Genomic DNA, 12,192 nt, shown 5'->3' on the forward strand with positions numbered 1-12,192 from the left:
CGAGGCACGGACCCCCGAACACCGGCCCGCCGCGCCGGGTCAGGCCGTATGTCGCCTGACCCGGCGCGGCGGGCGTCGCGCTGTCGTATCGGTGTGTGCCGGGCCGGGTGCCTCAGGTGGTCGGCGCGTACTTGTAGCCGACCCGGCGGACCGTCACGATCGTGCCCCGGTGCTCGGGGCCCATCTTCCGCCGCAGCCGGGCGACATGGACGTCCACGGTCCGCCCGTCGCCGACATGGCCGTACCCCCACACGGTGGTCACCAGCTGGTCGCGGGTGTGCACCCGGTGCGGGTGCGCCACGAGGTGGGCCAGCAGCTCGAACTCCAGATACGTCAGGTCGAGCGGCCGCCCGGCGACATGCGCGGTGCGCTGGTCGGGGTCGATCCGTACGAGCTCGTCCCTCGTGACCGCGCCGCCCTGCCCGCCCTGTCCGGTCTGGCTGCCCTGGCCGGTCTGCCCGGTCTGGCCCGCCGCCGTGGTGTCGGCGGCCGGGACGAGCACGAGATAGCCGACCATCGGCGGCTGTCCGGGGAGCGTGGGCAGGGTGTGCGGGGGAGCGGGCAGCCAGGTGGCGCCGGGGTGCAGCAGCTCGGCGACCGGCGGCACCTCGTCGGGTGCGACGGCGCGCAGCCGCTGTCGCTGCGGATGGGGGTGGCGGCCTGGAGCGGTGGGGGAGGCGGAGGAGGAAGCGGACAGACTTCGAACGTTCGTCATGGGAATCGGCTCTTTCGCGCTCAAGGGGCGTCGGTGGACGTCGTGCGCGCGGGCTGGGCCGCCGGGGATCACCCGGGAGCAGGGCGGCTGAGCGGTCGAGTGGCGTCAGCGGCCGAGCGAGCGGGCCCGCGCATGCGATACGCGGCAACACTCGCGGTCGAAGTGGTGCGCCTGCCGGGACGGCCAGAACGGCTTGAGGTCGAGGGGACCCGTCGCGGCGTCATGGAGGCTGGCCATGGACCTATTGAAGCAGACGACCGGCCCCCGGCGCTCGCCGCGGTGACGGGGTGCGACGATGCCCACGCAACAGGCCCGCGAGAGCGCAGCCCGCCACGACCCCGCAAGGAGCGCATTCCCCATGCCGCACATCGTCGTCGAGTACTCCGACACCCTGACCGAGGCCTTCGACCGCCGCGCCTTCGGCCTCGCCCTGCACCCGGTCGTCGCGAAGACCGTCGACACCAAGGTCGAGGCCTGCAAGACCCGGTTCCGTCGGCTCGAGGAGGCCGTCCTGGCCGACGGCGCCCCGCACCACGCCATGATCCACATCGAGGTGGCGATCCTGTCCGGCCGGGACGCCGAGATCAAGCGGGAGCTGTCCGGCGCCGTGCTGGAGGTCGCGCGCGCCCATCTGGCGCCCGTGCCGGGGCTGACCGTGCAGACCACCGTCAATGTGACCGACCTCGACCGCGCCTGGTACGCCAAGCACGAGCAGGTCTACCCGGCCTGACCACGCACTACGGGCCCGTGGCGACCCAGATGGCCCGGTCGGGCGAGCCGTCCCACTCCGTGCGCAGCCCGGCCTCCGCCAGGGCCGCCACGACCCTGGCCGCGCTGCGCGGACGACCATCCGGCCACCCGCCTGAGCAACCCGTCCGAGCACCCCATCCCGCTCGTGCCCGTGCCCCAGCTGTATGCGGCCGACGTGCCCGGCCTGCCGTTCCCGCCCGGCACGGATCTGCTACAGCTGCTGTGGTGCCCGTACGACCATGAGGCCTACTGCGTGCCCTGGCCCGAACTGCCCTGGCCCGAACTGCCCTGGCCCGAACTGCGCTGGCGCGCCTCGGGCGATGTGGGCGAGGTGCTCGCGGACCCGCCCCGCCCGGCGGGCGCCCCGCGCGGCTACCTGCCGGCGCCGTGCGCCTGGACCGCGGGCGCCGGATGGACCATCTGCTGACCGTCGACAGCGCGGAGTTCGACGGCGGATCCGCGAAGACCTGGCTGCCCGTCGAGGACCGGCCGCCCGTGGGGGAGATCAGCGACCTCCCCTACGAGCGGCGGAATGCCGCTTCGTGGGCATAACCGCTCCGCTACCGCTCAAACGGACATCTGCCTATAAAACAAGGCGAGGCGCACAATAATGTTGCGGCGTTGCGCCGCACTGCGCGGTCAGACTTGCATGGATCGAAGGAGGCGAGTCGTATGGCCGACGTCTCACGCCACAGGAGTGATATCACGCACCACCCCGACGTAACCGAGATGCGCGAGCGCTACGCACGCATGCTTGGCACGCGGGATGTTGTCTTCGTCGACGGGCCGGTGCTCCTGGCCGGTCTCTACTTCGCCATCTCCCCCTGGGTGATCCACTTCTCGGGCACCCGCCCCGACCTCACGGTCAACAACCTCATCCTGGGCATCTGCGTGGCCCTGCTGGGCGTCGGCCTGACCACGGCGCCGCGCCGGATGTACGGCCTGTGCTGGGCGATGTCCGCGATCGGTGTATGGATGATCATCTCTCCCTGGGTGGTCACACGGTTCCCCGACGCCGGAATGATCTGGAACAACGTCATTGTTGGCGCCCTCACGTGCGTGCTCGGACTGGTCGCGGCGGGGGTGTTGATGCGCACCGGCCGCGAGGCGCGAGAAGCGTAGAACGACAGGTGCGCCGACAGGTGCGTCAACAGGCGATTGGCAGGTGAATCGGCAGGTAGAGCGAGAAGGTCCGTCGGCCGCACGACCCCATGGGGCGTGCGGCCGACGGCTTTCGCCCGATGGCTTTCCGCTGACGGGCGGCCAGTTCCCGCCCCGGGGCGCAGGGCTGGCGTCCCCGGGATACGGCCGAGATGCGCAGGCCGCACAATGAGCGCACCCCCGGGGCGTCACGTACACACCCGTAGGGACCACTCGAGGCAACGTCCAGGGAATGAGGCAGATCGCGCATGCGCATCGCACTGAGCCAGATCGTCAGCGGCCCGCGCCCGGAGCGGAACCTTGCCGTCCTTCGGGAGCAGGCACACCGCGCCGCCGCGGCCGACGCCCGCCTGATCGTCTTCCCCGAGGCCGCCATGGCGTGCTTCGGCATGCCGCTGCGGCCGCTCGCCGAGCCGCTTGACGGCCCGTGGGCCACCGAGGTCCGGCAGATCGCCAAGGACACGGGGCTGGTGGTCGTGGCGGGCATGTTCACCCCGGCACGAGACGGCCGGGTGACCAACACCCTGCTGGCCACCGGCCCCGGGGTGGAGACCTCCTACGACAAGATCCATCTCTACGACGCCTTCGGCTACGCGGAGTCCGACTCCGTCGCGCCCGGCTCCAAGGTGGTGACCTTCGACCTGGAGGGGCTCCGGATCGGCCTGGCCACCTGCTACGACGTGCGCTTCCCCGAGCTGTTCCGGGCCCACGCAGACGCCGGCGCGCAGCTCTCGCTGCTGCCCGCCTCCTGGGGCGCGGGGCCCGGCAAGCGCGAACAGTGGGAGCTGCTCATCCGGGCGCGGGCGCTGGACGCCACCGTATGGCTGGCCGCCGTGGGCCAGGCCGACCCCGCGGCCACCGGCACCCTGGCGGCCGAGACGGCCGACCCGACAGCCCCCACCGGCATCGGCCACAGCGCCGTGGTCGGCCCCGACGGGACCGTACGGCAGCGGCTGGGGGCGACCCCGGGGCTGCTGGTGGCGGAGGTCAGCACCGACGAGGTCACGGCCGTGCGGCGCAAGGTGTCCGTCCTGGCCAACCGGAGGCTGGGCCGGGGCCTGTGACCCCCGGGTCCGGCCGGCCCGCCGCCCCGTGCGGCCGCACCCGGCCCCCGGCCCCGCCGGTCCGAGCTGCTCGTACGGCGCTCACGGCGCACACTGGAAGCGCGCGCCGGGCGCGCGGATGACCGGGGGAGGAGGTCGCGTTGGAGTTCGACGTCGTCGTGGAGATCCCCGAGGGATCCCGCAACAAGTACGAGATGGACCATGAGTCGGGGCGGATCCGGCTGGACCGGATGCTGTTCACCGCCACCAAGTACCCGGCCGACTACGGCTATATCGATCACACCCTGGGGCGCGACGGCGACCCGCTGGACGCCCTGGTCACGGTCGGTGAGCCCACGTTCCCCGGGTGTGTCATCGAGTGCCGGGCCATCGGGATGTTCTGCATGAGCGACGAGAAGGGCCCGGACGAGAAGATCCTGTGCGTCCCCGCCCATGACCCGCGCTATGCCGATGTGCAGGACATCGGCGATGTCGCCGAGTTCGACCGGATGGAGATCACCCACTTCTTCGAGGTCTACAAGGACCTCGAACCCGGCAAGTCCGTCGAGGGCTCCCACTGGGAGGGCCGCGACCAGGCCTACGCGGAGATAGCGGCCTCACGCGCCAGGGCGGCCGAGTCGGCCCGGGGCGGCTGAGTCGGCCGGGGACGGCTGAGTCAGCCCGGGACACCCCGGTCGTTCTGAAGGGTCCACAGCTCCCGGAACAGCCCGGGGGAGTCGACCAGTTCCGCGAAGGTGCCCTGCTGGATCACCCGGCCGCGGTCCAGGACCACGATGCGGTCGGCGACGGCGACGTTGGCCAGGCGGTGGGTGACCAGGACGACCGCGCGGTCCTCCGCCAGCCGCCGCAGCCCCGCGAAGATGCGGTGCTCGGCGCGGGCGTCGAGGGCGCTGGTGGGCTCGTCCATCACCAGCAGTCCGGCGGGCCGGTGGAAGGCGCGCGCCAAGGCGATGCGCTGCCACTGGCCGCCGGACAGCTCCACCCCGCCCCACCACTGCCGGGCCAGCAGGGTGTCCAGGCCGCTGCGCAGCCCGTCCAGGACCTCGTGCGCACCGGAGTGCACGGCGGCGTCCCGTACGGCCTCGTCCCCGCCGTGCGGCTGGCCGAGCGTGATGTTCTCGCGGGCGGTGAGCGGCCAGTGGGCGTAGTCCTGGGGGACGACCGCGGTGTGCCGCCACAGCGAGTTCGGGTCGAGGTCCCCGGTCTTGGCGTCGTCCCAGGTCACCGCGCCGCTGGAGGGCAGATACAGACCCGAGAGCAGCTTGCTCAGGGTGGTCTTGCCGGAGCCGTTCTCGCCGACCAGGGCGAGGACTTCGCCGCGCCGGACCTCGACGCTCACCTCGTCCAGAGCCGGCGCGTCCGACTCCGGATACCGGTAGGTGACCGACTCGGCCCTGACCACCTTCGGGGCGGACGCGACCCGGCCGCCGCGCCGCATCCGGTGGCCGCCCGCCTCCTCGACGAACTCCGCCCAGTCGTCCAGATACAGCCCGGTACGGAACAGCCGGGTCCCGTACCCCACCATGCCGCGCAGCGAGGAGCCCACCGTGCGCAGCGCGAAGACCGCGGTCCCCGCCGAGGCGACGGACATCCGCCCCGAGCCCAGGAGCAGCGCCAGCGCCGCCCACACCAGCCCGGAAGCGACGCCTCCGGCCAGCGCGCCCAGCACCGCGAACCGCGCTCCCCGGTGGGCCGCCCGGTCGGTCGCTGCGTCGACCCGCGCGCCGATGGCGCGGTAGCGGTCGAGTAGGAAGGACGCCATGGTGCCCGAGCGCAGCTGGTCGGCGATGTCCCTGTCGACCATGTACCAGCGCAGCAGCCCGAGCGTGCGCCGCTCGGCGCTCATCGCGCGCGAGGTCTCGTAATGCACCCGGGCCGCCTTCATCCCGGCCACCCCCTGCGGCAGGGCCGCGAGCAGCAGCAGCGGCAGCAGCGCCGGGTGCAGCACGGTCACCACGCCCGCCGCCGCCACCAGGGAGGCGAGGCAGGCCATCAGCTGCTGGGACTCGATGATCAGATCCTGGGCGACGTCGGCGCCCCGGTCGGCCGCGTCCCACTTGTCGTTGAACCCGGGGTTGTCGTACGCCGCCAGCTCGGCGTTGATCGCCGCGTCCAGCATCCGCATCTCGGCCTCCCGGGAGATCCGGGGGGCCAGCCGGGTGGAGATGTTGGACACGGCGATGCCCAGCAGCGCCCGTAATCCGGCCGCCCCGGCCAGCACCGCGAGCGAGGGCAGCGCCTCCTGGACCCGCTCGGCCATGTGCCCGGAGGAGATCAGCGCCGTGATCGTGCCGGTGGTGGCCAGCAGCCCGAACGCCTCGAAGAACCCCGACAGCACCTGGCACAGCACCAGCCCCACCACCGCCCTGCGGTCCACCTGCCACGCCAGCGCCAGCGCCCGCCGCACCAGCTGTGGCAGCCTGCGCGCCATGGACCGGCCGGTGATCGGGTTCCGTTCGAACACCGCGAGCGTGTGCGACCGGAACCGCAGCTCCTCGGCGGGCCGCTCCTCGGCTGGCTGGTCGGCCGACTGGTCGGAGGGCTGCTCGGCCGGCTGGTCGGAGGTCTGGGCTGCCATCGAATCCCCCCTGTGGCGGGCGCTCCCGAGCTCCCGCGGCGGTGCCGTTCGGCGAGGTGGTCGGGTCCCACACGCTGCCGCATGGTTCACCGAGGCGTCCGGCATACGGCGCGGATCCACCCGAACGGGGCATGGTCCTGCCCGGCCGCCGGGGTCGGGCCCGGCCGCCGGGGTCGGGCCCGGCCGCGGGGGTCAGGCCCGGCCGCGGGTCTTCTGGGCGCGCCGGGAGAGCGAGTCGAGGACGACCGCGGCGAGCAGCACCCCGCCGGTGAGCATGAACTGGACGGCCGACTGGACGCTCAGCAGGGCCATGCCGGAGCCGAGCGACTCGATGACCAGGATGCCCAGCGCCGCGCACCAGGTCCGGCCGTGCCCGCCGAACAGGCTCGTACCGCCGATGACGGCCGCCGCGAGGGCGTTGAGCAGGAGGATGCCGGAGCCGGAGGGCTGGCTCACCGAGGTGATCCGCGAGGCCAGGAACAGCCCGCCGAGCGCGGCCATCGTGCCGGACACCATGAGGACCGAGACCCGCACCCACGCCACCCGGACCCCGGCCCGGCGGGCCGCCTCGACGCCGCCGCCCAGCGCGTAGACCGTGCGGCCGTAGGGCGTGCGGCGCAGCAGCACATCCAGGGCGGCGACCAGGAGGACGAAGATCAGCAGAGCGAGCGGCAGGCCCTGGAACTGGTTGAGCACATAGGCGGCCGCGAACGCGACCACCGCGATCGCGGCGGTGCGTACCACGATCTCGTGGAGCGGCCGGTACGGCATCGCGGCGGCCTTGCGGCGCTGCCGGTCGCGGTACGCGGCGAGGAAGAAGGCGGCCGGGCCGAGGGCCGCGAGTCCGTAGGCGGCGGCGATGTCGTTGAAGTAGTAGCTGGTCAGCTTGGCGACCAGGCCCTGGCTGTCGAGGTTGATGGTGCCGCCCTGGTTGAGGACGTAGAGGGTCACGCCGTTCCAGGCCAGCAGCCCGGCGAGAGTGACGACGAAGGCCGGTACGCCGAATCTGGCGAAGAAGAACCCGTGCAGGGCTCCGACCAGCGCGCCCAGGAGCACCGCGATGATCAGGGCGAGCCACTCCGGCAGGCCCTGGTTGACGTTCAGTACGGCGAAGACGGCCGCCGCCAGCCCGCCGACCGAGCCGACCGACAGATCGATCTCCCCGAGGAGCAGCACGAAGACGATGCCGACGGCGATCAGGCCGGTGCCCACGATGTCCACGCTCAGGTTGGACAGGTTGCGCGGGGAGAGGAAGTTGCTGTTCAGGATCTCGAAGACGGCCCACAGCACGATCAGGCCGAGGACGACCGGCAGCACGCCGAGCTCGCCGCCGCTCAGCCGCCGCCGTACGTCGCCGAGGACGCCCTTGACGCATCGGCCAGGCACCAGAGCGCGGCCGGTCACAGCCCCGCCTCCCCGGCGCGGGGCGGACGGCGGGCATGGGAGGTGGCGCCGGTGATGGAGGAGATGATCTGTTCCTGGGACGTGGTCATCACGTCGAAGAAGCCGTTGTTGCGGCCCAGGCGCAACACCGCGGCCTGGTCCGCCACGGCTTTCACATCGCCCATGTTGTGGCTGATCAGCAGCACCCCCAGACCGCGGTCGCGCAGCCGGTCCACCAGGTCGAGGACCTGGGCGGTCTGCTCGACGCCCAGGGAGGCGGTGGGCTCGTCGAGCAGCAGCAGCCTGGGCTCGCCGAGCAGCGAGCGGGAGATCGCGACGGTCTGCCGCTGGCCGCCGGACAGCGTGGCCACCGGGACGCGCACATCGGGGATGCGGATGGACAGGCCCTTCAGCAGGCCGCGGGTGCGGCGCTCCATCTCCACCTCGTCGAGGATGCCGAGGCTGCGTACCTCGCGGCCGAGGAAGATGTTGCCGACGACATCGAGGTTCTCGCACAGCGCCAGGTCCTGGTAGACGGTCGCGATGCCCAGGCTCTGCGCGTCGTGGGGGCGCTTGACCTGGACCGTGCGGCCCTCCCACTCGATGACGCCCTGGTCGGCGGGGCCGACTCCGGCGATCACCTTGACGAGGGTGGACTTGCCGGCGCCGTTGTCGCCCAGCAGGGCGACGACCTGACCGGTGTGAATCTCCAGATCGACGTCGGTGAGCGCCTGGACGGCGCCGAAGCGCTTGGAGACGCCGCGCAACGCCAGCAGAGGCGGAGCCGGCACGGTAACCATCTCCCCTACGGCATGAGCCCGGCCCTCTCACAGGCCGACCGGTACTCCGGGGTGCAGATCTGATGAATCGTGTACATACCGTCCTTGACCACCGTCTTCCTGATGGTGTGCACGGTCAGCGGGATCGGGCGGAGCAGCACGGCCGGGACGTCGCCGCGCACCCGGTCCCTGGCGATATGGCCGGGGCCCGCGCCATGGGCCAGGGCGACGGCGATCCCGGCGGCCGTGTACGCCTCGGGCTTGAAGGGCTTGTAGACGCTCATGTACTGGTCGCCCTCGACGATGCGCTGGACGGCCGCGAGCTCGGCGTCCTGGCCGGTGACCGGGGGAATCGGCCGGATGCTGTTGGCCCTGAGGGCGGCGATGACGCCGGAGGCGAGGCCGTCGTTGGCGGCGTAGACGCCGTCGATGCGACGGGGCCCGAGCGCGGCGATGGCGCCGGACATGTCGGCGTAGGCGTTCTCCGGACGCCATCCGGCCGCGTCGTACGACTTGTCGATCCTGACCTTGCCGGTGAGGACGGACAGCGCTCCCTTCTCGAACGCGACCCCGTTGGGGTCGGCCTGGTCCCCGTTCACCATGACGATCCCGCCGCCGTGCGCCCGCCGGTCCATGGCCCTCAGCAGCGCCTGCGCCTGGAGCCTGCCGACCTCCTTGCCGTCGAAGGAGACATAGGCCGAGACGGGGCCCTCGGCGAGGCGGTCGTACGAGAGGACCGGGATGTGCGCGTCCTGCGCCTTCTCGACCGCGGGGCGCAGCGACTTGGCGTCCACGGGGACCAGGACCAGGGCGTCCATCCCCTTGATGATCATCGAGTCCACCTGCTGCTGCTGGAGGGCCACATCGCCCTCGGCGTTGACGGCCTCCACCGCGCAGTCGTGGCACAGCTGCCCGATCCGCCGCTCGATCAGGGGCCGGTCGAACCGGTCCCAGCGCGGAGTGGTGCTGTCCGGCATCAGCAGGCCGATCGTCGGGCGGCCCGTCGCGGCGGGCGAGGCGGGCCGGACGGCGGTGCCGGTCTCGGCGGCCTTGCCGCAGGCCCCCAGCGCGAGGGCCAGGGACGCCGCGGCCACGAGGACGGCGGCACCGCGCGGACGACCTCTCACGATGGGAAGCACCTCCTCACGCGGGCTAGCCGGCGCTGTCCACAGCCCTGCCGTCGGCCCCATCCGTACCGTCGAGGGCTTTGCCGTCCACAGCCCCGCCGTCGGCCCCATCCGTCTCGTCGGGCCGGTGCGCCACGACCTCGCTCCACACCTGCTTGCCGCCGCTGACCGGCACCGAGCCCCAGGTCGACGACATCGCCTCGACCAGGAGCAGGCCCCGGCCGCCGGTCGACTCCCAGTCCACAAGCACCGGCTTGGCGGGCGACCGCGGCGACGAGTCGCTCACCGCGACCCGCAGCCGGTCCCCGGCCAGCGTGAGGTCGAGCCGCACCGGGCCCTGCGTATGCACCAGGGCGTTGGTGACCAGCTCGGAGACCACGAGCAGGACCATGTCGGCCTCCTCGGCCACCCGCCAGGAGCGCAGTGTGCGCGCGGTGAAGCGGCGCGCGTGCATCACGGCGTCGGGCAGCCGCCACACCGCCCAGCCGGCCCGGATCGGCCGGACCTTCATCCCGTCGTAGCGCAGCAGCAGCAGGGCCACGTCGTCGTCGCGCCGGCTCAGGTCGCCCAGCAGCGAGTCGGCCAGCCGCCCGGCGTCGGACGGATCCGCGTCGGAGAGCGCCCCGCGCACCCGCAGCAGGCCGTCGTCCAGGGGGAGGGTCGCGGACTCCACCAGCCCGTCCGTGAGCAGCGTGAGCACCGTGCCGGGGGTCAGCCCGACCGCGGTCATGGCGAACTCGGCGTCGGCGATCACCCCCAGCGGCGGCCCGCCCTCGGCCTCCACCTCCTCCGTGGAGCCGTCCGGGTGGCGCAGCAGCGGCGGCAGATGCCCGGCCCGTACGAACCAGGCGTCGCCCTCCTCCATGTCCAGCTCGACGTAGGCGCAGGTGGCGAACAGCTCCGTCTCCATGCCGACCAGCAGCCGGTTGGCATGGCAGACGACCACGTCGGGCGGGTGGCCCTCCACCGCGTAGGCCCTGATGGCCGTGCGTATCTGGCCCATGATGGTCGCGGCCCCGGCGCTGTGCCCCTGGACGTCGCCGATCACCAGCGCCACATGGCCGTTGGGCAGCGGGATGACGTCGTACCAGTCGCCGCCCACCTCCAGCCCGCTCATCGCGGGCAGATAGCGGGCCACGGCCACCCCGCCGGGGATCTCGGGCAGCCTGCGGGGCAGCAGGCTGCGCTGAAGCATGGTGGCGAGCTCGTGCTCGGCGTCGTACGCGTGGGCGCGCATCAGGGCCTGCCCCACCAGACCCGCCGTCGCGGTCAGCAGCGACCGCTCCTCCGGGCAGAACCCGTGCGGCTCCTCCCAGCCGACCAGACAGACCCCGACCACCCGGCCCTGCGCCGGGAGCGGCAGGACGGCGAGACCGCCGGCCCCCATGTCCGCGAGGCCGGGCTCCAGGCCACTGCCCGAGGGCAGCAGGCAGATCCGGCCCTCGCGCAGCGCGGTCTCCAGCGTGGGCAGCACGCGGGTCGGCACATCGGGCCACTCCGACCGCCACTCGGACCGCCACATCCCCGGCCAGGCGCCGGGCTCCGGCGGGTCGAGGGCGGTCACCACCAGCCGGTCGCCCTCCAGCTCCGCGAGCGCCACCCGGTCGGCGCCCAGCGGCTCGCGCAGCGCGGCGGTCACCACCAGGCTGACGTCCCGGACCGTCATCGCGTTGGCCAGCGCCGCGGACAGCTGTTGCACGCGGGAGACCTCGTCGGCGGTGGGCCGCAGATACGAGGCGTCCGCCACCAGGCCCAGCAGCCGCTCAGGGGTCCCCACGGCATCGCCCTGGATCCGGCAGCACAGGCGCAGCCAGCGCAGCTCGCCGCTGGGCCGGCGGATACGGAACTCCAGGTCACGGCTGCCGAGACTCAGCTGACCAGGCTCGACGATGGACATCAGCGCGGGCAGGTCCTCCGGCACGGTGTGCGCCAGCAGGGTCTCCACCCGCCCGTCGAACATGTCGGGGGAGATGTCCACCAGCTCCAGCAGCTGCGCGTCCGCGTCGATCCGCCCGGTGTTCAGCACCAGGGTGAACGAGCCGACGTGAAGGTGGTCCAGCGCCGAGCGCAGCACCGACAGCGGCCCGCTCCGGCCCGCCGCCCCGCCGCCGGCCTGAGCCTGCGCGCCCGCCTTGAGCTGGGCGGCGATCTGGTCCGCGTACAGCTCCAGGAAATTGCGCTGCTCGGCGTCGAAGCCGTCCCCGGGATACACCACGACCAGGCAGCCCAGCCGCCTGCCGTCCGCCCCCAGCGGCAGCGCGCCCAGGGACATGTCGGCCGGGAGGGCTCGCTGGGCGATCTCCCCATAGGCGGCGAGCTTCGCGGAGGTCGACCACTGGGGCCGCCCGGTGCGGAAGGCGTCGGCGACCGGGGAGCGCCCGGACAGCGGATAGCTGGTCGGCAGCCCGTACAGGGCGCGCGGGCCGCCGGCCGTCTCGGTCAGCCGCAGCTCGTCGCCGTCCGCGGACAGTACGTAGACAGCCGTCAGCGCCGCCGTGGCGAACACCAGGGCCTGCTCTGTCACGGCGTGCTCCTGCTCCACTGTGGGCGGCTGGAAGCCGACACCGGACGCCCTGTCGCCCGGGTCCCTCCTCCGCCGCGTGATGTCCACTCCGGAGCCGCCATGGCCGGCCAT

At 72.9% G+C, this 12,192-nt stretch carries 13 protein-coding genes; 6 read left to right on the forward strand and 7 right to left on the reverse strand.

Features of this window, described 5'->3' with window-relative positions:
• Positions 1-112 precede the first annotated feature (112 nt).
• Together ACWY4P_RS38860 and ACWY4P_RS38865 are read right to left on the reverse strand one after the other, a co-directional pair.
• Positions 113-715 (reverse strand): winged helix-turn-helix domain-containing protein, encoded by a 603-nt coding sequence (locus tag ACWY4P_RS38860; protein ID WP_456205274.1) that lies wholly within the window; start codon positions 713-715, stop codon positions 113-115.
• A 105-nt stretch (positions 716-820) separates the two neighbouring features.
• Positions 821-952: a hypothetical protein gene (locus tag ACWY4P_RS38865; RefSeq protein ID WP_456205276.1), complete on the reverse strand. Its 132-nt coding sequence runs from the start codon at positions 950-952 to the stop codon at positions 821-823.
• Positions 953-1,073: 121 nt separating this feature from the next.
• Here ACWY4P_RS38865 and ACWY4P_RS38870 point away from each other — a divergent pair, with 121 nt between their 5' ends.
• From ACWY4P_RS38870 to ACWY4P_RS38895, 6 genes are all read left to right on the forward strand, one after another.
• Positions 1,074-1,445: a 5-carboxymethyl-2-hydroxymuconate Delta-isomerase gene (locus tag ACWY4P_RS38870; RefSeq protein ID WP_456205278.1), complete on the forward strand. Its 372-nt coding sequence runs from the start codon at positions 1,074-1,076 to the stop codon at positions 1,443-1,445.
• 171 nt (positions 1,446-1,616) lie between these two features.
• Positions 1,617-1,892 carry a hypothetical protein gene (locus ACWY4P_RS38875; protein WP_456205279.1) on the forward strand — a complete coding sequence of 92 codons (276 nt, stop codon included), beginning with the start codon at positions 1,617-1,619 and terminating at the stop codon, positions 1,890-1,892.
• On the forward strand, positions 1,877-2,017 hold the full coding sequence (locus ACWY4P_RS38880) for a hypothetical protein (protein ID WP_456205280.1): 141 nt from the start codon (positions 1,877-1,879) through the stop codon (positions 2,015-2,017). Before ACWY4P_RS38875 ends, ACWY4P_RS38880 begins: the two co-directional genes overlap by 16 nt.
• A 120-nt stretch (positions 2,018-2,137) precedes the next feature.
• Positions 2,138-2,587, forward strand: coding sequence for an SPW repeat protein (locus ACWY4P_RS38885; RefSeq protein ID WP_456205282.1), 450 nt, complete (start codon positions 2,138-2,140; stop codon positions 2,585-2,587).
• Positions 2,588-2,874: 287 nt separating this feature from the next.
• Positions 2,875-3,690, forward strand: coding sequence for a carbon-nitrogen hydrolase family protein (locus ACWY4P_RS38890; protein WP_456205283.1), 816 nt, complete (start codon positions 2,875-2,877; stop codon positions 3,688-3,690).
• A 140-nt stretch (positions 3,691-3,830) separates the two neighbouring features.
• The gene (locus ACWY4P_RS38895; protein WP_456205284.1) at positions 3,831-4,325 is read left to right on the forward strand and encodes an inorganic diphosphatase; all 495 of its coding nucleotides are present in this window, start codon (positions 3,831-3,833) and stop codon (positions 4,323-4,325) included.
• Between the two features lie 20 nt (positions 4,326-4,345).
• Here the strand turns inward: ACWY4P_RS38895 and ACWY4P_RS38900 are convergent, their stop codons facing one another.
• The 5 genes from ACWY4P_RS38900 to ACWY4P_RS38920 all read right to left on the reverse strand — a co-directional run bounded on the left by ACWY4P_RS38900 (position 4,346) and on the right by ACWY4P_RS38920 (position 12,192).
• Positions 4,346-6,268, reverse strand: coding sequence for an ABC transporter ATP-binding protein (locus tag ACWY4P_RS38900; RefSeq protein WP_456205285.1), 1,923 nt, complete (start codon positions 6,266-6,268; stop codon positions 4,346-4,348).
• Between the two features lie 192 nt (positions 6,269-6,460).
• A complete protein-coding gene (locus ACWY4P_RS38905; protein ID WP_456205286.1) occupies positions 6,461-7,672 on the reverse strand; it encodes a sugar ABC transporter permease in 1,212 nt (403 codons plus the stop codon).
• Positions 7,669-8,451: an ATP-binding cassette domain-containing protein gene (locus tag ACWY4P_RS38910; RefSeq protein ID WP_456205287.1), complete on the reverse strand. Its 783-nt coding sequence runs from the start codon at positions 8,449-8,451 to the stop codon at positions 7,669-7,671. The genes ACWY4P_RS38905 and ACWY4P_RS38910 overlap by 4 nt, the downstream gene beginning before the upstream one ends.
• 5 nt (positions 8,452-8,456) lie before the next feature.
• Positions 8,457-9,557 carry a sugar ABC transporter substrate-binding protein gene (locus ACWY4P_RS38915; protein ID WP_456205288.1) on the reverse strand — a complete coding sequence of 367 codons (1,101 nt, stop codon included), beginning with the start codon at positions 9,555-9,557 and terminating at the stop codon, positions 8,457-8,459.
• A gap of 25 nt (positions 9,558-9,582) precedes the next feature.
• Entirely contained in the window at positions 9,583-12,192 is a 2,610-nt protein-coding gene (locus tag ACWY4P_RS38920; protein ID WP_456205289.1) for a SpoIIE family protein phosphatase, read from the reverse strand.

It is taken from the genome of Streptomyces sp. LZ34, assembly GCF_053890475.1.

Bases quoted from the DNA above. Each gene is read 5' to 3' on its own strand.
- ACWY4P_RS38860 (WP_456205274.1), bottom strand. From the start codon at position 715: ATGACGAACGTTCGAAGTCTGTCCGCTTCCTCCTCCGCCTCCCCCACC.
- ACWY4P_RS38880 (WP_456205280.1), top strand. From the start codon at position 1,877: ATGGACCATCTGCTGACCGTCGACAGCGCGGAGTTCGACGGCGGATCC.
- ACWY4P_RS38920 (WP_456205289.1), bottom strand. From the start codon at position 12,192: ATGGCCGGCCATGGCGGCTCCGGAGTGGACATCACGCGGCGGAGGAGG.
- ACWY4P_RS38865 (WP_456205276.1), bottom strand. From the start codon at position 952: ATGGCCAGCCTCCATGACGCCGCGACGGGTCCCCTCGACCTCAAGCCG.
- ACWY4P_RS38890 (WP_456205283.1), top strand. From the start codon at position 2,875: ATGCGCATCGCACTGAGCCAGATCGTCAGCGGCCCGCGCCCGGAGCGG.
- ACWY4P_RS38870 (WP_456205278.1), top strand. From the start codon at position 1,074: ATGCCGCACATCGTCGTCGAGTACTCCGACACCCTGACCGAGGCCTTC.
- ACWY4P_RS38910 (WP_456205287.1), bottom strand. From the start codon at position 8,451: ATGGTTACCGTGCCGGCTCCGCCTCTGCTGGCGTTGCGCGGCGTCTCC.
- ACWY4P_RS38885 (WP_456205282.1), top strand. From the start codon at position 2,138: ATGGCCGACGTCTCACGCCACAGGAGTGATATCACGCACCACCCCGAC.
- ACWY4P_RS38900 (WP_456205285.1), bottom strand. From the start codon at position 6,268: ATGGCAGCCCAGACCTCCGACCAGCCGGCCGAGCAGCCCTCCGACCAG.